17 protein-coding genes are annotated in these 20,930 nt (G+C 54.6%); 8 read left to right on the plus strand and 9 right to left on the minus strand.

Features of this window, described 5'->3' with window-relative positions; translation table 11 throughout:
• Window position 1: 1 nt before the first annotated feature.
• From dusB to msrP, 9 genes are all read right to left on the minus strand, one after another.
• A complete protein-coding gene (gene dusB, locus IAI47_RS02385) occupies window positions 2-967 on the minus strand; it encodes a tRNA dihydrouridine synthase DusB (RefSeq protein ID WP_008925814.1) in 966 nt (321 codons plus the stop codon).
• Between the two features lie 367 nt (window positions 968-1,334).
• The gene (gene prmA / locus IAI47_RS02390; RefSeq protein WP_003855234.1) at window positions 1,335-2,216 is read right to left on the minus strand and encodes a 50S ribosomal protein L11 methyltransferase; all 882 of its coding nucleotides are present in this window, start codon (window positions 2,214-2,216) and stop codon (window positions 1,335-1,337) included.
• 16 nt (window positions 2,217-2,232) lie between these two features.
• Window positions 2,233-3,678 carry a sodium/pantothenate symporter gene (panF, locus tag IAI47_RS02395; RefSeq protein ID WP_003855236.1) on the minus strand — a complete coding sequence of 482 codons (1,446 nt, stop codon included), beginning with the start codon at window positions 3,676-3,678 and terminating at the stop codon, window positions 2,233-2,235.
• Window positions 3,668-3,910 (minus strand): YhdT family protein, encoded by a 243-nt coding sequence (locus IAI47_RS02400; protein ID WP_003855238.1) that lies wholly within the window; start codon window positions 3,908-3,910, stop codon window positions 3,668-3,670. Before IAI47_RS02400 ends, panF begins: the two co-directional genes overlap by 11 nt.
• A gap of 71 nt (window positions 3,911-3,981) precedes the next feature.
• Window positions 3,982-5,331 carry an acetyl-CoA carboxylase biotin carboxylase subunit gene (gene accC, locus IAI47_RS02405; protein ID WP_003855240.1) on the minus strand — a complete coding sequence of 450 codons (1,350 nt, stop codon included), beginning with the start codon at window positions 5,329-5,331 and terminating at the stop codon, window positions 3,982-3,984.
• 11 nt (window positions 5,332-5,342) lie between these two features.
• On the minus strand, window positions 5,343-5,804 hold the full coding sequence (accB, locus tag IAI47_RS02410) for an acetyl-CoA carboxylase biotin carboxyl carrier protein (protein WP_003855242.1): 462 nt from the start codon (window positions 5,802-5,804) through the stop codon (window positions 5,343-5,345).
• A 25-nt stretch (window positions 5,805-5,829) separates the two neighbouring features.
• Window positions 5,830-6,282 carry a type II 3-dehydroquinate dehydratase gene (gene aroQ, locus IAI47_RS02415; protein WP_008925813.1) on the minus strand — a complete coding sequence of 151 codons (453 nt, stop codon included), beginning with the start codon at window positions 6,280-6,282 and terminating at the stop codon, window positions 5,830-5,832.
• A 232-nt stretch (window positions 6,283-6,514) separates the two neighbouring features.
• Window positions 6,515-7,120 carry a protein-methionine-sulfoxide reductase heme-binding subunit MsrQ gene (gene msrQ, locus IAI47_RS02420; protein WP_003855248.1) on the minus strand — a complete coding sequence of 202 codons (606 nt, stop codon included), beginning with the start codon at window positions 7,118-7,120 and terminating at the stop codon, window positions 6,515-6,517.
• Window positions 7,121-8,125, minus strand: coding sequence for a protein-methionine-sulfoxide reductase catalytic subunit MsrP (gene msrP, locus IAI47_RS02425; protein WP_008925812.1), 1,005 nt, complete (start codon window positions 8,123-8,125; stop codon window positions 7,121-7,123). It lies immediately after the preceding gene.
• Between the two features lie 284 nt (window positions 8,126-8,409).
• On the opposite strand from msrP, the gene csrD reads away from it, so the two are divergent.
• From csrD to tldD, 8 genes are all read left to right on the plus strand, one after another.
• Window positions 8,410-10,359, plus strand: coding sequence for an RNase E specificity factor CsrD (gene csrD, locus IAI47_RS02430; protein WP_003855254.1), 1,950 nt, complete (start codon window positions 8,410-8,412; stop codon window positions 10,357-10,359).
• A 310-nt stretch (window positions 10,360-10,669) separates the two neighbouring features.
• Complete coding sequence (mreB, locus tag IAI47_RS02435; RefSeq protein WP_003855260.1) at window positions 10,670-11,713, plus strand: rod shape-determining protein MreB; 1,044 nt, start codon at window positions 10,670-10,672, stop codon at window positions 11,711-11,713.
• Window positions 11,714-11,861: 148 nt separating this feature from the next.
• On the plus strand, window positions 11,862-12,881 hold the full coding sequence (gene mreC / locus IAI47_RS02440; RefSeq protein WP_003855263.1) for a rod shape-determining protein MreC: 1,020 nt from the start codon (window positions 11,862-11,864) through the stop codon (window positions 12,879-12,881).
• Window positions 12,878-13,366 carry a rod shape-determining protein MreD gene (gene mreD / locus IAI47_RS02445; protein ID WP_003855265.1) on the plus strand — a complete coding sequence of 163 codons (489 nt, stop codon included), beginning with the start codon at window positions 12,878-12,880 and terminating at the stop codon, window positions 13,364-13,366. Before mreC ends, mreD begins: the two co-directional genes overlap by 4 nt.
• An 8-nt stretch (window positions 13,367-13,374) precedes the next feature.
• Window positions 13,375-13,968 (plus strand): nucleoside triphosphate pyrophosphatase, encoded by a 594-nt coding sequence (locus IAI47_RS02450; protein WP_003855266.1) that lies wholly within the window; start codon window positions 13,375-13,377, stop codon window positions 13,966-13,968.
• Window positions 13,958-15,427 carry a ribonuclease G gene (gene rng / locus IAI47_RS02455; protein WP_008925811.1) on the plus strand — a complete coding sequence of 490 codons (1,470 nt, stop codon included), beginning with the start codon at window positions 13,958-13,960 and terminating at the stop codon, window positions 15,425-15,427. The genes IAI47_RS02450 and rng overlap by 11 nt, the downstream gene beginning before the upstream one ends.
• A gap of 150 nt (window positions 15,428-15,577) precedes the next feature.
• Entirely contained in the window at window positions 15,578-19,417 is a 3,840-nt protein-coding gene (gene yhdP / locus IAI47_RS02460; RefSeq protein ID WP_008925810.1) for an AsmA2 domain-containing protein YhdP, read from the plus strand.
• 64 nt (window positions 19,418-19,481) lie between these two features.
• Window positions 19,482-20,927: a metalloprotease TldD gene (tldD, locus tag IAI47_RS02465; RefSeq protein ID WP_008925809.1), complete on the plus strand. Its 1,446-nt coding sequence runs from the start codon at window positions 19,482-19,484 to the stop codon at window positions 20,925-20,927.
• Window positions 20,928-20,930: the final 3 nt, after the last annotated feature.

Genomic DNA, 20,930 nt, shown 5'->3' on the forward strand with positions numbered 1-20,930 from the left:
GTTACGCAAGATTTTCGAAGTATGCCTCCAACGCCTCCAGCTGTTCGCTGGCATCCTCAATGGCGTTGAATGTGCGCCGAAACTGGTCATTCGGGGCGTGCTCCTGCAGGTACCAGGAGACGTGCTTTCGCGCTATACGGTATCCCTTGCCTGAACCGTAAAAGTCGTGCAGCTCACGTATATGCGAAACAAGCAAGCGCTTGACCTCTGCCATTGGCAGCGGGGCAAGCAACTCCCCAGTGTCCAGATAATGCTGGATTTCCCGGAAGATCCACGGTCTTCCCTGAGCAGCGCGTCCTATCATCAGAGCATCGGCCCCTGTATAGTCGAGCACCGCTCTGGCTTTATGCGGGTCAGTTATGTCTCCATTCGCGATAATCGGAATGGAGACACTCTGCTTAACTGTCCGAATGCTGTCATATTCAGCTTCTCCGTTGAACAGGCAGGCACGAGTGCGACCATGTATCGTCAGAGCCTGTATACCGCAGCGTTCAGCCAATTGGGCAATCGCGACACAGTTCCTGTTTTCAGGATCCCAGCCAGTACGAATTTTCAGCGTAACCGGCACATTCACTGCATTAACCACTGCGGAGAGGATAGACTCCACCACGGTGGGATATTGCAGCAAGGCTGAACCCGCCATTTTGCGGTTAACCTTCTTGGCAGGGCATCCCATATTAATGTCGATGACCTGTGCACCAGCCTCAACATTAATGCGTGCAGCTTGCGCCATTTCACTGGGATCGCAACCGGCAATTTGCACGGCGCGAATGCCTGGCTCATCACTGTGAACCATGCGTAATCGGGATTTGTCGCTAGCCCACACTTCCGGGTTAGAAGACAACATCTCAGAAACTGCCATACCTGCACCCATTTCGTGACACAGCGCCCTGAACGGCCTGTCGGTAATACCGGCCATCGGTGCTGCAATCAGTCGATTTCTCAGCTGAAGGTTTCCAATACGCATGAAGTCAGAATGGCCATACTGTGTCTGCAAGGCGGCGTATATTACGCATTTTTGCAGGAAGATGAAAGGCCAAACTTTGAACAATCAGCAAGAAAGATCAATGAAATCCGGATGATGATCGGGGATTAAGATTATTAACCTTAAATATCAGTCAGTTAATTTTTTATGCTGAAATTGTGAACAAAAGTTTTTCCAGAAAAGTACGTCAATCCACCAGATAAAAAACGTCACATAACGTGATTAACGATACAAGCATCCATTTCAAATCGCAAAATCCCGCAGCTTACGCTGCGGGCTGGTTGAATGTTCTGTTAAGGCACTGTGGGCCGGCCAGTGCGATATCAGAAGGGGTAGACAGGCGCCAGATTCAGGATTTAATCCCGGTAATTCGGCACCACTCCTCTTTAACGGCAACCGGGTCGAGTGTGAACTCGCCGGCGTATGCTTCACAGACGCTCTCAGCCTGGCTCTCCAGAACGCCCGAAAGGCCCAGGTGTCCACCAGACTTGGGCAGTACACTGATCAGCGGTGCCAGCTCACGTAGCGGACCGGCCAGAATATTCGCGACCACCACGTCAGCCTGCAGGTTGTCGGGTTGCTGGTGGGGCAGATAAAGTGACAGGCGGTCAGAGACGCCGTTGCGCTCTGCATTATCCCGGCTGGCCTGAATGGCCTGCGGATCAATATCAATGCCAATTGCCTGAGCTGCACCCAGCTTCAATGCGGCGATCGCCAGGATCCCCGATCCACAGCCAAAATCGATCACGGTTTTGCCGTCCAGATCCAGACCGTCAAGCCAGGTGAGGCAAAGTGAGGTAGTGGGGTGGGTACCCGTTCCAAACGCCAGACCCGGGTCAAGCATCACGTTGACGGCATCGGGATCCGGCACGTCACGCCAGCTTGGGCAGATCCAGAGACGTTCGCCGAAGCGCATTGGGTGGAAGTTTTCCATCCATTCGCGCTCCCAGTCTTTGTCTTCGATCTGCTCGATCCGGTGGCGAAAACCGGCGCCCAGCAGCGGATGCTGCTCCAGTTCGGCAGTAATGACAGCCATGTCAGTTTCAGCATCGAACAGGCCGATCACATCAGTATCACCCCACAGACGCGTTTCGCCTGGCAGTGGCTCATACACCGGCGTGTCATGGGTATCCTGAAAAGTCACTGAAACCGCACCGATGTCCATCAGCGCATCGCTCAGCGTTTCCGCATGTTCACCTGAGCTGTTAATTTTGATTTGAATCCACGGCATAACGTCTCTCTTTCCGTCAGTGTTGCGGCGCGTCGACCGCTTGCGGCGCGCGTCCAAACAGGTTGCCCACTAAAAATGCCAGCAGGCTCAAAAGCAGTGAGGGCACGATGGGGTGAAAACCCAGTATCTGCAGGTTAAGGCTCGCCAGAAAAGCGTAGCAGCCTCCCCCCACCACCATGCCGGTGATGGCCCCAGCGGCATTAGCGCGCTCCCAGTAGAGGCCCAGAACCAGCGGCCACAGGAAAACCGCCTCAAGGCCGCCAAATGCCAGCAGGTTGAGCCAGATAATCATATCGGGTGGATTCCATGCCGCCATCAGCAGCAGGAGACCCAGTGCGAAGGTAATGGTGCCAGATAACAGTCGCAGCCGTGTCTCATTTTCCAGCTGTTGCGGTGCGACACGCAGATAGAGATCTTTAATCAGCGTGGCCGAGGCCTGTAACAGCTGGGCATTAATGGTCGACATGATCGCGGCCATCGGTGCTGCCAGAAACAATCCGGCGGCTAACGGAGGCAGTACGGTAATCATCAGGACAGGAATAACACTATCCGGCACAGTCAGGTTAGGCAGAATTGCCCGGCCCAGCGCACCGGCCAGATGCATTCCCAGCATCAGAATCACCACCACAATAGTGCCGAGAATAATGGCCCGATGTACGGCTTTGCTGTCTTTATATGAGATGCAGCGCACCGCAGTATGCGGCAGGCCAATCACGCCAAAGCAGACCAGCACGACAAACGAGCTGAGGAAGGTGGGTGTAATGATTTCGCCTGGCCCCTGCGGCGACAGCAGAGCAGGATCGATGTCATGCAGTTTCTGCACGGCCGTGCTCAGGCCGCCAGCCTGATGAATCACCGCGAACAGCAGCAGAAAGGTGCCAATCAGCATCACAATGCCTTGCATCGCGTCATTCAGCACGCTGGCACGGAATCCGCCGAACGCAGTGTAAAGCGCGATAGTGCCGCCAAAAATCAGCAGACCGGTGTCATAGGGGATACCTGCGGCGGTTTCAAGCAGCCGCGCCCCGCCAATAAACTGCACTGTCATGGCACCGATAAAGGCGATCAGCAGGCTCAGGCTCGCCAGCCAGATCAGCAGCGGGCTCTGATAGCGGGCGTAGAGCATGTCATTCAGCGTCACCGCATTATGCTTACGCGCCAGAATGGCAAACTTCTTCCCCAGCACACCTAACGACAGCCAGACGGCGGGCACCTGTACCATCGCCAGCAATACCCATCCCAGCCCATATTTATAGGCAGCACCGGGGCCACCAATAAACGAGCTGGCGCTGATATAGGTGGTAGTAAGCGTCATTGCCAGCACAAACCCGCCCATGGAGCGGCTGCCAAGGAAGTATTCCGTCAGGAAACTGCCTTCACGTCTTTTACGAACGGCAAATACCGACAGCGCGGCAATGACGACAAGATAAATCAGCAATGGCAGGATAATTTCACTGTTCACTTTTATCCTCCAGCGGCATGTCGCGGAAAATGACCCGCACCATCATCCAGCACAGGAAAATGAACAACAGGGGAGCAAACAGGCAGGAGAGTTCGAACCAGCGCGGCAGACCGGTGACACCGATTTCACTGCCACCCAGCCAGGCAGAGAGCCCCCAGGCCGCGAGCCAGAGCAGCGTGAGCCAGAGCGACCAGCGCGCCTCTTTATGAGCCTGTATAAAACGAGCGTCCATGATTCAACCTTAACGCCAGCGGAAAAAGAAAAAGGCCGGATTAACCGGCCTCTGACTACTCAGCGTTGCGATTACTTCTCGTGCAGGCCGAGTTTTTTCTCCAGATAGTGGATATTGGTTCCACCGTGCTGGAAGTTTTCGTCGGACATGATTTTCATCTGCAGTTCAACGTTGGTTTTGATACCGTCGATGATCAGTTCCGCCAGTGCATTTTTCATGCGGGCGATGGCCACGTCGCGTGATTCGCCGTAAGTGATCAGCTTACCGATCATGGAGTCGTAATAAGGCGGCACGGTATAGCCTGAATAAATATGCGACTCCCAGCGCACGCCAAAACCGCCTGGCGCGTGGAAGCGAGTAATTTTACCCGGGCTTGGCAGGAAGGTCACGGGATCTTCGGCGTTGATACGGCACTCGACCGCATGTCCGCGAATGATCACATCTTCCTGTTTGATCGACAACGGCTGGCCTGCGGCGATACGCAGCTGCTCTTTGATCAGATCAACACCGGTGATCATCTCGGTCACCGGATGTTCCACCTGAATACGGGTGTTCATCTCAATGAAGTAGAACTCACCGTTTTCATACAGGAACTCAAACGTACCTGCGCCACGATAGCCAATCTCAATACAGGCTTTAGCACAGCGATTGCCGATAAAGCGACGCTGTTCCTCAGTAATACCTGGGCCTGGCGCTTCTTCAACCACTTTCTGGTGACGACGCTGCATTGAGCAGTCACGTTCGCCCAGATAGATCGCGTTGCCCTGACCATCAGCCAGTACCTGAATCTCGATGTGGCGTGGATTCTCCAGATACTTCTCCATGTAAACCATGTCGTTGCTGAATGCCGCTTTGGCTTCCGCTTTCGTCATGTTGATGGATTGTTCCAGATCTTTGTCGCTGCGCACGACGCGCATACCACGACCGCCACCGCCGCCAGAGGCTTTGATAATGACCGGATAACCGATGCGCTTAGCAAAGGCACGGTTCTTGTCCATATCATCGGTCAGTGAACCGTCAGAACCCGGTACGGTTGGGACGCCTGCTTTCTTCATCGCATTGATCGCAGAGACTTTGTCGCCCATCAGGCGAATAGTATCTGCTTTCGGGCCGATAAAGATAAAGCCGGAGCGCTCAACCTGCTCGGCAAAATCGGCATTCTCAGAGAGGAAGCCGTAGCCTGGGTGAATCGCCACCGCGCCGGTAATCTCTGCAGCAGAGATCAGCGCCGGGATATTGAGGTAACTTTTAACTGACTGCGCCGGGCCGATGCAGACAGTTTCGTCTGCCAGCAGCACGTGCTTCAGGTCACGATCCGCGCTTGAGTGAACCGCGACAGTCTTAATGCCCAGCTCTTTACAGGCACGCAGAATGCGCAGTGCGATCTCACCACGGTTAGCAATAACAATTTTATCCAGCATGATCTGCCCCGTTACTCGATGATAACCAGTGGCTCGTCAAATTCGACCGGCTGACCGCTTTCAACCAGGATAGCTTTCACTACGCCTGACTTATCAGCTTCGATCTGGTTCATCATTTTCATGGCTTCGACGATGCACAAGGTATCGCCAGCATTCACTTTCTGGCCAACTTCCACAAAGGCTTTCGCATCCGGGCTCGGCGTACGGTAGAAGGTCCCTACCATCGGTGAACGCACGATGTGACCACTGATTTCAGCCGGTGCCGCTTCGGCAGCCGCTGCAACAGGGGCTACAGCGGTTGCCAGAGCAGGCTGTTGAACCGGCGCAGCGTAAGCCTGCTGCATCATCGGGTAACCCGTATTGACAGGGGCACGACTGATGCGAACGGACTCTTCACCTTCAGAGATTTCCAGCTCAGAAATGCCAGACTCTTCAACCAGTTCGATCAGTTTTTTAATTTTACGAATATCCATGAGTGGGGTTCCGTACTCAGTTTGATTAATGAGATTGAGACAGGCGTTTTACTGCCGTTTGTAAAGCCCATGTGTAGCCGTCAGCGCCAAGCCCACAGATCACGCCAGCAGAAACATCAGAAAGATAGGAGTGATGGCGGAAGGGCTCGCGGGCATGCACATTAGAGAGATGAACCTCGATAAACGGTATTTCTACCGCCAGCAGGGCATCACGTAATGCGACACTGGTATGGGTAAACGCGGCAGGATTAATGATGATGTAATCCACATTGCCTTTGGCCTCATGAATGCGATCAATCAGCTGAAATTCAGCATTGGTCTGCAGGTGGCTCAACTCCACATTCAGCTGGTCTGCCTGACGCGTCAAATCGTCCACGATCTGACTAAGCGTGGTATGACCATACTTCTCAGGCTCACGTGTTCCCAACAGATTAAGGTTGGGCCCGTTCAAAAGCAGAATATGTAATTTATGCGCCATCGTGCTGCCATCTCCCGCAATCATTGAGGCATCGCGTAAAATACCTTGCGAATCTTCATTTGTCACCTTTCGGGGCTAAAAAGAAGACCCGACGAGCAATAAAGCCGGGCATTATATCCGTTTCGTGTCATTTCGCAGCAAAATACTGGTCTTATCTGCGAAGATGATCGGATGTAGCCTGCGGGCCACATCTTTTATCAGAAAACGGCAGAGGAAAACAACGGGTGAAGCGCTAGCGGGACCACCATTTGAGAAATTTTTTGTAACGCCACGCTAACAGTATCGCAGCAAGAAGGGCATAGATAAGTGGCTGGGGTGACAGGATTTTCACCGACCAGATATAGTGAATCGGCACAAGGATCGCGACAAGATAGACCGCGTTGTGCAGGGTTTGCCAGCGCTTACCGAGTCTGCGCTGAGCGCGCTGGAAAGAGGTTACCGCCAGGGCCAGTAATATCAGCCAGCTGATAATACCCAGCGTCAGGTAGGGACGGGAGATCAGTTCGCTGCCCAGCAGACGCAGATTGTCCACGCCCAGCTCCAGCAGGTAATAGCTCAGCAGATGAAGGGACGCCCAGACAAAGGTCCATACGCCGAGCAGACGACGCGTGCGGATAAGAAGCGGCTGCCTGCCGTAACGTGCCAGCGGTGAAACCAGTAGCGTCCCCAGCAGCAGTTTCAGCGCCATGCGGCCGGTAAAATGCTGAATATCTTTTGCCGGATCCGCACTCAGTCCACCCTGCATTGCGGCCAGAATCAGATAAACCAGCGGCAACAGGGCCGCCAGATGCAGGATCACCTTGAGCCATGTGATCTGTTTTAGCGACAGGCGGACCACCTAGTAATTCTCCCGTAAATCCATGCCTCGGTAGAGTGACGCTACCTGTTCGGCATAACCGTTAAACAACAGCGTTGGCTGGCGTTCGACCTTCAGACTGCCGCCAGGGCCAATGAATCGCTCTGTCGCCTGCGACCAGCGAGGGTGATTAACATGGGGATTCACATTGGCATAAAAGCCATACTCGTCGGCAGCAATCTGATTCCAGGTCGTTGGCGGCTGTTTGTCGGTCAGCGTGATTTTCACAATCGACTTGATGCCTTTAAAACCATATTTCCACGGTACCGTCAGACGAATCGGTGCGCCATTTTGCGGCGGCAACGCTTTGCCATAGACACCGGTGGTCAGTATCGTCAGCGGGTGCATCGCTTCATCAATGCGTAAACCTTCTACATAAGGATAGTTGAGTCCGCCGCCAATAAAGCGATCTTTCTGGCCGGGCATCTGCTCCGGGTCGTACAACGTCTGGAAGGCGACAAAGCGCGCTTTGCTGGTGGGTTCCGCCAGCGAAAGAAGCTTATTCAGCTCAAGGCCTATCCAGGGCACGACCATCGACCAGGCCTCTACGCAGCGCATGCGATAGATTCGCTGTTCCATAGCAAACCGCTTAAAGATGTCATCCATGTCCAGCGTCACAGGCTTAGCCACTTCGCCATCAATGGTCAGCTTCCAGGGGGCAGTTTTTAGCGTACCTGCATTGGCAGCCGGATCGGCCTTATCCAGCCCGAACTCATAGAAGTTGTTGTAGCCAGAGACTTTATCCTCAGGTGTTAAGGTCAGATCGGCCTGATATTTCGCCGGTTTAGTAAAGTCCAGCGCCCGGCCAGCGGGCGCGGGTGGACGGTCATTACCTTTAAACCAACTGAGAATATCGGCATTCGCCACGCCCGGCATACCCATTGCCGCCGCGCTCAGTCCCAGCGTTTTCAGCACCTGGCGGCGCTTCAGGTTAAAAATGCTTTCCGGCGTTACGTCGGCTTCGGTCAGGTGGGATATGCGTTTCATTGGGCTTCTCCAGACAGGATGTCATCATCCAGCATGATGACTATCGCTGATATCAGCCAGTTTCGCTGTGAAAATGTGAAATTTCCTGGCTGAGCACGGCGATGAGAATGCACTGAAAGTTGCCGGGATTAACACCTGCGATGATATCCCGGGGATATACTTCGGCTTCATGCGTCCAGGCGCTGTCGGCAGGGGCAAATTATGCTATTTTGCTCGCGTTTTCGTCAGGCTAAGGGTACAAGGTCGGATGATCCGGTTATCACCGCAGTAATACAGGCACAGGGATGCGATTAACCACAAAATTATCTGCGTTTATTACCTTTTTAAGTTTGCTGGCAATGTCGTTGATGCTGGCTGGCTGCGCATTAAGTGTTTTCTGGTTCAGCCATCAGCGGGTTGAGCATCGGGCGCAGGTGCTGGCGACGGAGGTCGATCAGGCGATGTTCACTGAGTCGCCTGCAGCGTTGCACGGCTGGCTTACGCGTATGATGCCGATAATGAATGCTGAGCAGATTTCTCTTCACGACGGCAAACAGACTTTTCTCACTCTCTCCCGACACGAAAATCAGATGCTGGAAGACGAGCCCAATCGTTTTTTTCAGGTCGATGTGCCTTTAATGCATCAAACCGGCTTACAGCTGCGGGTCGTTACCCTTGATCCTGCTAAAACCTGGCTACGTTCTATCACCGGAACTTACACGCTGGGCATTCTGTTTACCGTTGTGCTGGTGATGAGTCTGTTGTTGCTGATGATGCATCGCTGGCTCAGTCGGCAGTGGCGCGGCATGGAAAATTTTGAAGCACGGGCAGAGGCGATTATTAACGGTGAGCGTGGAATCATGCCAGACCGTGGTGCGGATGAGTGGCCTCCCAGGGCGAGCCGTGCCATGGATCTCTTGCTGGCGGATCTGCAGGAAGCGGGCGAACAGCGCCTGCGTATCGACACGCTAATCCGTACCTTTGCCGCACAGGACGGGCGTACCGGTCTTAATAACCGACTTTTCTTTGACAACCAGCTCGCGACTTTGCTGGAGGATCAGGAAAATGTCGGCACTCACGGTGTTGTGATGATGGTGCGTCTGCCCGATCTGGACACACTGAAAGACAGGCTGGAGCAGGGACTGGTTGAGGAGTACCTGTTTAATTTCGTCAACATGCTCTCTACTTTTGTGCTGCGCTACCCTGGCGCTTTACTGGCACGCTATTTCCGCAGTGATTTTGCCGTATTACTGCCGCATCGCAGCCTCAAAGAGGCTAACAGTATTGCTGATCAACTTATTAATGCTGTCGATTCTCTGCCGCCGATGCGCATGGTGAATCGTGATGATCTGATCCACATCGGTATCAGTGCCTGGCACAGCGGGCAGACCGTGCCGCAGGTCATTGAAAATGCTGAAATGGCCACCCGACGAGCGGCACTGCTGGGCGGTAACAACTGGACTAACGGTGCTGGAAATCCTCAGGATGCCGGACGCGGAAGTGTGCGCTGGCGAACCTTGCTGGAGAACACACTCAGCCGGGGTGGTCCAAGGCTTTACCACAAACCCACCGTTAATATTGAAGGTAAAGTTCAGCATCGGGTGATGCTGACCCGCATCTTCGATGGCGATAAAGAGGTGCTGGCCGCAGAATATATGCCGCTGGTTCAGCAACTGGGGATGGCTGATGCCTGGGATCGCCAACTGATGACCCGCATTGCCGCACTCTCAGAACTCTGGCCGGAAGAGACGCTGGTCATCCCGGTGACAATAACCTCGCTCCTGCAGCGTCCATTTGTCGTCTGGCTACAGAATATGCTGTTGCAGTGTCCGAAAGCACAAAGAAAACGATTTTTATTTGAACTTGCCGAGGCAGATGTATGTCAACACATCAACCGTTTAGCGCCAGTATTCCGCGCACTTAAAGCCTTTGGCTGCCGGGTTGCCGTCAATCAGGCGGGTCTGACTGTGGTCAGCAGCGCCTATATACGACAGCTGCCGCTGGAACTGATCAAGCTTGATGCGGGTCTGGTCCGTAATATTGAGCGGCGAACAGAAAACCAGCTGTTTGTGCAGAGCCTGCTTGAAGTCTGTAAATGTACTGGCATTCAGGTGTTTGCAACGGGTGTTCGTACAAAGGCGGAGTGGCAGACATTAGTGGCGCTGGGTGTCGCAGGCGGACAGGGAGACTTTTTTGCCTCTTCGCTTCCGGTAAACAGTAACGTGAAGAAATATTCTCAACGTTACCGTATTTAATGAATTGCCGTCGTAACAACGACAATTTGCGGTTTTTTTAATGTTTAGCCGCATCTGAATCCCTGACCTTGCTGCCGGAAATGTTAGATTTTATGTCGGGCATGGCGCAGGGAAAACGCGGGAAAAGCAGTGCTGATGGCGTCTGGTCGGCATTCTGCTGTTGCAGATCGTCGGTTCAGATGACTTAAACGCAATCAGGCGTCTTTTTTCACCGAAGCAGAACGTTTTTGCGCCTTGTGGCAGCTTCGTGTGGTTGGTAAAGTAAGCGGATTTTATTTTCCGCCCCCAGCTTGCAGGATTATCCCTTAGTATGTTTAAAAAATTTCGTGGCATGTTTTCCAACGACTTGTCCATTGACCTGGGTACCGCGAATACCCTGATTTACGTAAAAGGACAGGGCATCGTGCTGAACGAGCCTTCCGTGGTCGCTATTCGACAGGACCGTGCCGGTTCGCCGAAAAGTGTCGCGGCCGTGGGTCATGACGCCAAACAGATGCTCGGCCGTACGCCAGGCAATATCGCAGCTATCCGTCCGATGAAAGATGGCGTTATCGCTGACTTCTTCGTGACCGAAAAAATGCTGCAACACTTCATCAAGCAGGTTCACAGCAACAGCTTTATGCGTCCCAGCCCACGTGTGCTGGTCTGCGTGCCCGTTGGCGCAACCCAGGTAGAACGCCGTGCGATTCGTGAATCGGCTCAGGGCGCAGGCGCGCGTGAAGTCTTTCTGATTGAAGAACCGATGGCTGCGGCGATTGGTGCAGGTCTGCCCGTTTCTGAAGCAACCGGTTCAATGGTCGTCGACATTGGTGGTGGTACAACAGAAGTGGCCGTGATCTCCCTGAACGGTGTGGTCTACTCCTCATCAGTCCGTATTGGTGGTGATCGCTTCGATGAAGCTATTATTAATTATGTGCGTCGTAACTACGGTTCACTGATTGGCGAAGCGACCGCAGAACGCATCAAGCATGAGATCGGTTCAGCGTACCCGGGCGATGAAGTCCGCGAAATTGAAGTCCGTGGTCGTAACCTGGCAGAGGGTGTACCGCGCGGCTTTACGCTAAACTCCAACGAAATTCTGGAAGCGCTGCAGGAGCCATTAACCGGCATCGTTAGCGCGGTGATGGTTGCCCTTGAGCAGTGTCCGCCTGAGCTGGCTTCAGATATCTCGGAACGTGGCATGGTGCTGACCGGTGGTGGTGCATTACTGCGTAACCTGGATCGCCTGCTGATGGAAGAGACGGGCATTCCGGTGGTGGTTGCTGAAGATCCGCTGACCTGTGTGGCTCGCGGTGGCGGCAAGGCGCTGGAAATGATCGACATGCATGGCGGCGATTTGTTCAGCGAAGAATAATTGCCTCAACCGGCTGAGAACGCAATGATCATGCGAGGGAGTGGCATGTGAACCGGCGATATCTGTGCCGGTACAGTGCGTTCAGCCCAGGGAAGCACGGTTTTTTGCCGTCGCTTCCTCTCCTGTTGTCGAGGATCACGCAGATTATATGAAGCCGATTTTTAGCAGGGGGCCTTCCCTGCAGTTGCGTCTTTTTCTGGCGGTAATTGTGGCGATTGCCATTATTATTGCCGACAGCCGTGTGGGTTCTTTTACCCAAATACGCAACTATCTGGATACGTCGGTCAGTCCGTTTTACTTCCTGGCCAATGGACCACGTCAGCTGTTGGATGGCGTGTCCGAGTCGCTGGCATCGCGTCAGCAACTGGAGCAGGAAAACAAAGCGTTACGTCGTGAACTCTTCCTGAAAAACAGTAACCTGCTAATGCTGGGGCAATATAAGCAGGAAAACGCACGTCTGCGTGAACTGCTGGGTTCACCGCTGCGTCAGGATGAGCAAAAGATGGTGACGCAGGTGATCTCCACCGGCACCGATCCTTACACCGACCAGGTTGTGATCGACAAAGGCAGCGTTAACGGTGTCTATGAAGGTCAGCCGGTCATCAGCGACAAAGGTGTGGTGGGTCAGGTCATCGCGGTCGGACAACTCACCAGCCGTGTTCTGCTGATCTGTGATGCATCTCATGCCCTGCCGATTCAGGTGCTGCGTAATGACATTCGTGTGATTGCCGCCGGCAACGGCTGTAATGAAGATCTTCAGCTTGAGCATCTGCCGGGTAATACTGACATTCGTGTCGGCGATGTGCTGGTGACGTCTGGCATTGGTGGTCGTTTCCCTGAAGGTTATCCGGTGGGTGTGGTTTCCTCTGTGAAAGTGGACACCCAGCGCGCTTACACGGTGATTCAGGCCCATCCGACCGCCGGTCTGCAGCGTCTGCGTTACCTGCTGTTGCTGTGGGGCGCTGACCGCAATGGCGATATGCCACTGCCGCAGGATGAAGTGCACCGCGTTGCGAACGAGCGTCTGATGCAGATGATGCCGCAGGTTTTACCGCCTGCCGGTGAAATGGGCCCGCCAGCGCCAGCCGCTCAGATGGGACCGCCTGCTCCGTCTGCCAGCAGCAGCGGACAGAGCAACTCCTCGCGTTCACGCGGGGGCCAGCCTTGAGTCGATATCGTAGCCAGGGACGCTGGGTCATCTGGCTCTCTTTCCTGGTTGCGTTAGTCCTGCAAATCATGCCGTGGCCGGAAGAGATTTATATGTTCCGGCCCTCATGGCTGCTACTGATCCTCATCTATTGGGTTCTCGCTCTGCCACATCGGGTCAATGTCGGTACTGGATTTGTGCTGGGTGCCATCATGGATCTGGTTGCCGGATCGACGCTTGGCGTGCGTGCGCTGGCGCTCAGTATCATCGCCTACCTGATTGCCTTTAAGTTCCAGTTATTCCGCAACTTAGCGTTGTGGCAGCAAGCGTTAATGGTTATGGTGCTGTCACTGGCGATGGATGTGATTGTCTTCTGGGCAGAGTTCCTGGTAATCAACGTTTCATTCCGACCTGAAATTTTCTGGAGCAGTGTCGTCGACGGTATTCTCTGGCCCTGGCTATTCTTATTAATGAGAAAAATTCGTCGTCAGTTCGCTGTTCAATAAGGAAATTTATGGTAACCCTTTATCTTGCTTCCGGTTCACCGCGTCGTCGTGAGCTGTTAACTCAACTTGGACTGACATTTGAGCGCATCGTGACTGACGTTGAAGAGCAACGTCAGCCAAATGAAGCGGCGGAAATTTATGTCCGCCGTCTGGCAAACGACAAAGCGCAGGCAGGTGTCAGACTGGCCGCGCAGGATCTGCCGGTGCTGGGCGCGGATACCATCGTGGTGCTGAATGGCGACGTGCTGGAAAAACCACGCGATGCCGCCCATGCCCACGCGATGCTGCGCAAACTCTCGGGCCATACACATCAGGTGATGACGGCGGTAGCGCTGGCCGACAGCCAGCAGGCGCTGGATTGCGTTGTGACCACTGATGTGACATTCCGCACCTTAACGGAGACCGACATCGACGACTATATCGCTACCGGCGAACCGATGGATAAAGCGGGTGCATACGGTATTCAGGGCAGGGGAGGAAACTTTGTCCGAAAAATTAATGGAAGCTACCATGCAGTGGTCGGATTACCTCTGGTTGAGACAGCGGAGCTGATCAGCCATTTCCAGTCACTGCGTGCTGTAAGAGGTCAACATGACGGCTGAATTACTGGTTAACGTCACGCCTTCTGAAACGCGTGTTGCCTATATTGACGGCGGCATCCTTCAGGAAATACATATTGAGCGTGAAGCGCGGCGCGGCATTGTTGGCAATATTTACAAAGGACGTGTCAGTCGTGTTCTGCCCGGCATGCAGGCCGCCTTTGTCGATATCGGTCTGGAAAAAGCGGCCTTTCTGCACGCCTCTGACATCATGCCGCATACTGAATGTGTGGCGGGTGACGAAAAGAAAAACTTCATCGTGCGTGATATCGCTGAGCTGGTGCGTCAGGGACAGGATCTGGTGGTTCAGGTCGTCAAGGATCCACTGGGTACTAAAGGTGCCCGGCTGACGACGGACATTACCCTGCCTTCGCGTTACCTGGTCTTTATGCCGGGCGCATCGCATGTTGGTGTCTCTCAGCGCATTGAGAGTGAGAAAGAGCGCGATCGGCTTAAAGCGGTGGTGGCTGACTACTGCGACGACCTCGGTGGCTTTATCATCCGCACCGCCGCAGAGGGAATTGGAGAAGAGGAGCTGGCGCAGGACGCGGCTTTTCTCAAACGTCTCTGGACCAAAGTCAGCGAACGTAAAAAGCGCAACCAGACCCGCTGCCTGCTTTACGGCGAGCTGGCGCTGGCCCAGCGTATTCTGCGTGATTTTGCCGGCGCTGCGCTGGATCGCATCCGGGTCGACTCCCGTCTGACCTGCGACATGCTGGTGGAATTTACCGGTGAATATATCCCGGAAATGGCCGGCAAGCTGGAGCTTTACAACGGTAAACAGCCTATTTTCGACCTGTTTGATGTCGAAAATGAGATTCAGCGTTCGCTGGATCGCAAAGTTGAACTAAAGTCAGGCGGATATCTGATCATCGATCAGACCGAAGCGATGACGACTATCGATATCAACACCGGTGCGTTTGTCGGCCATCGCAATCTGGATGAGACGATCTTTAATACCAATGTTGAGGCCACTCAGGCGATAGCGCGTCAGCTGCGACTGCGTAATCTGGGAGGCATTATCATTATCGACTTCATTGACATGAGCAATGAAGACCACCGGCGCCGGGTACTGCATTCGCTGGAAAGCGCACTCAGTAAAGATCGGGTTAAAACCGGTATCAATGGGTTCTCGACGTTGGGTCTGGTGGAAATGACGCGTAAGCGTACCCGTGAAAGCATTGAGCACGTTCTATGTCAGGATTGCCCGGTCTGCAAAGGGCGCGGCACGCTGAAAACCGTTGAAACGGTTTGCTATGAGATCATGCGTGAAATTGTCCGGGTTCACCACGCCTATGATTCTGACCGTTTCCTGGTCTATGTTTCACCGACGGTCGGTGAAGCGTTAAAAACCGACGAGTCTCATGCACTGGCTGAAGTTGAAATCTTTGTCGGCAAGCAGGTCAAAGTCCATGTCGAAGCGCTCTACACTCAGGAGCAGTTCGACGTGGTGATGATGTAACACCAGTCCGAATACCGGTTTCTTCGGAAATCGGGCTGAAAAATCGCCCTTGTTTGAGATAAAATGCGCGCTTTTAACGCTTTCATCTGAAGACGGTCGGGTATTAAGAACCAACTATCCGTCGTTTACGGAACACAAGGAGAGGCGTGCGTGAGGCAGTTGCCGAGGATTTTGTTACTGCTGGTCGCGGCAATCATCGTGATTGTCGCGCTGCTGGTCAGCGGATTGCGTCTGGTGATGCCGCATCTCGACAGCTATCGCAGCAACCTTCTGCAATTCATCTCTGACCGCGCAGGTGTGCCGGTTAACGCCAGCCAGTTAGAGGGCAAGTGGGAGAACTTTGGCCCGACTCTGCAGGTACGCGATCTCAACGTTGATCTTAATGAGAACGGTAAACTCTCGATCAATCGCATCAACCTGGCGCTCGACGTCTGGCAATCCCTGCTGCACTGGCGCTGGCAGTTTCGCGATCTGACCTTCTGGCAGCTGCACCTCGAGACTAATCGTCCTTTACTCGACAACGACAAAGAGAAAAACAGCTTCCGTCCGGCGCAGATTAATGAACTCTTTCTGCGTCAGTTTGACCACTTCGACCTGCGGGATAGCACCATCCGTTTCCGCACCCCTTCCGGCCAGCATGCTGAACTGGCGATTCCGCGACTCTCCTGGGTCAACGAAGACAACCGCCACCGGGCCGAGGGTGAAGTCAGTCTGTCGAGCTTTACCGGCCAGCACGGCGTGGTTCAGGTGCGGCTCGATCTCAATGACAGCAACGGCGTACTCAATGATGGTCGCATCTGGATGCAGGCCGACGACGTCGACATGCGTCCATGGCTGGGCCGCTGGGTGCGCGATAACACCCGCCTGGACAGCGCCCGCTTCAGCCTGGCAGCCTGGGTCAACCTGCGTGATGGCGACATTTATGCCGGTGATCTGCTGCTGCGCAAGGGGGGCGCCAGCTGGCAGGGCGAGACCGGCCGACACCGCATAGACGTCGATGGGCTGACCGCGCATTTGTCACGCTTCCAGAATGGCTGGGTCGTCAATGTGCCGCACACGCGGCTCAGCACTGACGGCCAGTCATGGCCCGCCGGCCACTTCTCTCTGTTATGGCGTCCTGAGGATAAACAGCTGCTGGGGCCGGACGGTCAGCCGGAAGTACGTGTTCGCGCGACACAACTGGTATTGAGCCATATTGCACCTATCGTTCCGCTGTTTGCGCCGCTCTCTCCGGCGCTGTTTGAAAACTGGCAGACGCTGCAGCCCCAGGGCACCGTCGATGGCCTGGCGCTGGATATTCCCTTACAGCAGCCTGAAAAAACCCGCGTCCAGGTAAAGTGGCGTGATTTCAGCTGGCAGCACTGGAAATTGTTGCCGGGCATCAGCCATTTAAGCGGTGAAGCGCGCGGCAGCCTGAGCAATGGTCAGGTCAGTGTAGATATGGGGGCGGCAACCGTTCCCTATGGCGATATGTTCCAGGCCCCTTTAGAGATTAAGCGCGTGACCGGTGCGGTGCGGTGGCTGCGTGATGAACATGGCCTCACGCTGGCGGGTGAAAACCTTGACCTGCAGGCTCGCTCGCTCTGGGCGCGTGGGGATTTCAGCTATCAGCAGAATAGCGGTGGTGAACCCCGTCTGGATATTCTGGCCGGAATCCGGCTTACCGATGCGGGCGATGCCTGGCGCTACTTCCCGGTACCGCTGATGGGCAATAGCCTGACGCACTATCTGAGTGGGGCAGTGAAGGGTGGCAGGGTGGACAATGCCACGCTGCTGTTTGCAGGTAACCCGGCGCTGTTCCCGTTCAAGCACAATGATGGCATGTTCCAGGTCTGGGTGCCGCTTCGCCAGGCGACCTATGCGTTTCAGCCCAAATGGCCGGCGTTGAGCAATCTCGATATTGACCTTAACTTCCTGAATGACGGTCTGTGGATGAAAGCACCCATTGCCCGACTGGGCGAGGTGGACGCGCATAATGTCACGGCGGTGATCCCGGACTATCTTAAAGAAAAACTGATCATCGACGGGGATATCAGCGGCGAAGGCCCGCAGATCGCTGACTATTTCGATCAGACGCCGCTGAAACCTTCATTGGGTGCCGCGCTGTCGGAGCTGGAAATCAAAGGCCGCGTCGGGGGCCATCTGAATCTGGATATTCCATTGGATGGCCAGCAGGTGCACGCCCGCGGCAATGTCGATCTGAACAATAATTCACTGTTTATCAAGCCGTTAAAAACCACGATCAACAACCTTTCAGGCCGCTTCCGTTACGACAATGGCAATCTGGAGAGTGAGGATCTGCGGGCAAACTGGTTTGGTCAGCCAATGGGCGTCCGTTTCAGCACCAAAGAGAACCCGGACGACTTTGGCGTGAACGTCAAACTTCAGGGCGACTGGCAACCCGCTAAAATCAGCGAGGTCCCGGCAGCTGTCAGTAAGCAACTGGGCGGGCATCTCCCCTGGCAGGGCGACGTGAATATCACGCTGCCCCATCATGGCGGGGCGCGTTATGACGTGGTACTGAACGGTAATGCCAAAGAAGTAAGTAGTCACTTACCTGCACCGCTCGATAAAAATGCCGGTGAGGCAATGCCGATTGCCATTCAGGCCAGCGGTGACCTGAACCATTTCGATCTCAGTGGCAGCATAGATGAAGACCACCGTTTTAACAGCCGCTGGTTGCTGGAGCCGACGTTGCGTGTTGACCGCGGCATCTGGCTGAATGATGCCCGGAAAACGCCGGCTCTGCCCGATCATGCTGGCATGGTGCTGAACCTGCCTGCGCTGGATGGCGAGGCCTGGGTGGCGATGATGGCTGCCGGAGGTTCTTCCGGGACACGTGCATCAGGCGGCGGTAGCGATTTCCAGACGGGTGGCGTCACGCTGCCGGGTAACATCACGCTGCGCAGTCCGGCAGTCACGCTGGCCGGGCAGCAATGGCATGATGTTGAGGCGACGCTGGCGCAGGGTTCAGGCGGCAATAGCCAGGTCAGCGTCAATGCGAAAGAGTTGCGTGGTGCGCTGCTAATGGCACCTAAAGCGCCGTGGCAAGTGAACCTGGATTACCTCTACTACAATCCGCAGTGGGGTAATGATGCAGGTGATGCCGATAAAGGCGGCAAAGCGTCTCCTCAGCAAGCCAAAAACATTAATTTCAGCCAGTGGCCCGCTCTGCAATTACGCTGTAAAGAATGCTGGGTGCTCGGCCAGAAATATGGTCAGATATCTGCGGCGCTGCAACCTGAAGGAGATAAGTTAGCGCTTACTAATGGTAAAGTGGATACCGGCAGTTCGCAGCTTAAAATTAACGGTGAGTGGATCAACCGTCCCGATGACCAGCGCACCTCGCTGAAGGGGACGCTTAAAGGCCCGAATGTCAATAACGCGACCAACTGGTTTGGTGTCAACACGCCGCTGCGCGATGCGCCATTTGATATTTCTTACGATCTGCACTGGCGCTCTGCCCCCTGGCAGCCCTCCGCAGAGACGCTGAGCGGTACCCTGAAGACCCACTTTGGCAAAGGCCAGATTGCGGATGTCAACACAGGCACAGCGGGAAAAATCCTGCGACTGGTGAGCTTTGATGCGCTGCTGCGCAAGCTGCGCTTCGACTTCAGCGACACCTTTACCAACTCGTTCTATTTCGATTCGATTAACGGCACCGCCTGGATCGAAAACGGCAGGATGCGCACCGATAACCTGCTGGTGGATGGGCTGGAAGCCGATATCGCCATGCAGGGCAATCTCGACCTGGTAAAACGTCAGATTGACATGGAAGCGGTGGTGGCGCCGGAAATATCCGCTTCAGTCGGCGTGGCAACCGCCTTTGCCATCAATCCGGTGATTGGTGCCGCGGTGTTTGCCGCCAGTAAAGTTCTGGGACCCCTTTGGAACAAGATATCGCTGCTGCGTTATCACATCAGTGGCCCACTGGATAAGCCGGAAATCAATGAAGTACTGCGTAAACCGCGTGAAACTGACAACAAGTGAATTTGACGCCGTACCGGAATTACCGCAGGCTATGATTATCTGAGCACATAATGAGTGAGAAACGATGACTCTGAACCTGGTAAGTGAGCAGTTACTGACTGCTAACGGCATTAATCAGCAGGACCTATTTTCCCTGTTAGGGCAGCTTTCAGAACGTCGTCTGGATTATGCCGATCTCTATTTTCAATCCAGCTTTCACGAATCCTGGGTGCTGGAAGATAAAATTATTAAAGATGGCTCATACCATATCGATCAGGGTGTGGGCGTTCGCGCGGTCAGCGGGGAGAAAACCGGCTTCGCCTATGCAGACCAGATCACACTGAATGCACTGCGTCTCTCTTCTGAAGCGGCACGTAGCATCGTACGTGAACAGGGAAATGGCAAGGCACACACGCTCTCTGCCGTAATGAACCGTTCGCTCTATTCTGCGGTCGATCCGCTGAGCAGCCTGACACGTGAAGATAAAATTGCCCTGCTGCATCGCGTTGATAAAGTGGCCCGTGCGGCTGACCCGCGCGTGCAGGAAGTCAATGCCAGCCTGACCGGTGTTTACGAGCAGGTGCTGGTGGCCGCGACTGACGGCACACTGGCGGCTGACGTTCGTCCGCTGGTTCGCCTCTCTATCAGCGTTCAGGTTGAAGATCAGGGCAAGCGTGAACGCGGCGCAAGCGGCGGCGGTGCGCGTACCGGTTATACGTTCTTCCTTGAAGATGAAAATGGCGAAGTGCGCGCTGATGCCTGGGCGCGTGAAGCGGTGCGCATGGCGTTGGTTAATCTCTCTGCTGTAGCGGCACCTGCCGGCGCATTGCCGGTGGTGCTGGGTGCGGGCTGGCCTGGCGTCCTGTTGCATGAAGCAGTTGGTCACGGTCTGGAAGGCGACTTTAACCGCCGTGGCACCTCAGTGTTCAGCGGTAAAATCGGTCAGCAGGTTGCGTCTGAACTCTGTACCGTGGTGGATGACGGCACCCTTGAAGGGCTGCGCGGTTCACTGGCGGTGGATGATGAAGGTGTTCCCGGCCAGTACAACATGCTGATTGAGAATGGTGTGCTGAAAGGCTACATGCAGGACAAGCTCAATGCGCGACTGATGGGCGTCAGCCCGACCGGTAACGGACGCCGTGAATCCTACGCCCATCTGCCTATGCCGCGCATGACCAACACCTATATGCTGGCAGGTAAATCATCACCGCAGGATATTATTGAAAGTGTTGAGTACGGCATCTATGCGCCGAACTTTGGTGGCGGTCAGGTGGATATCACCTCCGGCAAATTTGTCTTCTCAACCTCAGAGGCTTATCTGATTGAGAACGGCAAAATCACCAAACCGGTGAAAGGCGCCACGCTGATTGGCTCCGGCATTGAAGCGATGCAGCAGATCTCGATGGTGGGTAACGACCTGGCGCTGGATAAAGGCGTGGGCGTCTGCGGTAAAGAGGGCCAGAGCCTGCCGGTCGGTGTCGGTCAGCCTACGCTGAAGCTGGATAAACTGACCATCGGCGGCACCGCCTGATGT

The sequence above is a fragment of the Pantoea sp. MT58 genome, assembly GCF_014495885.1.
Taxonomy (GTDB): domain Bacteria; phylum Pseudomonadota; class Gammaproteobacteria; order Enterobacterales; family Enterobacteriaceae; genus Pantoea; species Pantoea eucalypti.

What these genes read in the sequence shown, in the direction of transcription:
- dusB (WP_008925814.1), bottom strand. Translation starts at nt 967, where the DNA reads ATGCGTATTGGAAACCTTCAGCTGAGAAATCGACTGATTGCAGCACCG.
- prmA (WP_003855234.1), bottom strand. Translation starts at nt 2,216, where the DNA reads ATGCCGTGGATTCAAATCAAAATTAACAGCTCAGGTGAACATGCGGAA.
- IAI47_RS02400 (WP_003855238.1), bottom strand. Translation starts at nt 3,910, where the DNA reads ATGGACGCTCGTTTTATACAGGCTCATAAAGAGGCGCGCTGGTCGCTC.
- accC (WP_003855240.1), bottom strand. Translation starts at nt 5,331, where the DNA reads ATGCTGGATAAAATTGTTATTGCTAACCGTGGTGAGATCGCACTGCGC.
- accB (WP_003855242.1), bottom strand. Translation starts at nt 5,804, where the DNA reads ATGGATATTCGTAAAATTAAAAAACTGATCGAACTGGTTGAAGAGTCT.
- aroQ (WP_008925813.1), bottom strand. Translation starts at nt 6,282, where the DNA reads ATGGCGCATAAATTACATATTCTGCTTTTGAACGGGCCCAACCTTAAT.
- msrP (WP_008925812.1), bottom strand. Translation starts at nt 8,125, where the DNA reads ATGAAACGCATATCCCACCTGACCGAAGCCGACGTAACGCCGGAAAGC.
- csrD (WP_003855254.1), top strand. Translation starts at nt 8,410, where the DNA reads ATGCGATTAACCACAAAATTATCTGCGTTTATTACCTTTTTAAGTTTG.
- mreB (WP_003855260.1), top strand. Translation starts at nt 10,670, where the DNA reads ATGTTTAAAAAATTTCGTGGCATGTTTTCCAACGACTTGTCCATTGAC.
- mreC (WP_003855263.1), top strand. Translation starts at nt 11,862, where the DNA reads ATGAAGCCGATTTTTAGCAGGGGGCCTTCCCTGCAGTTGCGTCTTTTT.
- IAI47_RS02450 (WP_003855266.1), top strand. Translation starts at nt 13,375, where the DNA reads ATGGTAACCCTTTATCTTGCTTCCGGTTCACCGCGTCGTCGTGAGCTG.
- rng (WP_008925811.1), top strand. Translation starts at nt 13,958, where the DNA reads ATGACGGCTGAATTACTGGTTAACGTCACGCCTTCTGAAACGCGTGTT.
- tldD (WP_008925809.1), top strand. Translation starts at nt 19,482, where the DNA reads ATGACTCTGAACCTGGTAAGTGAGCAGTTACTGACTGCTAACGGCATT.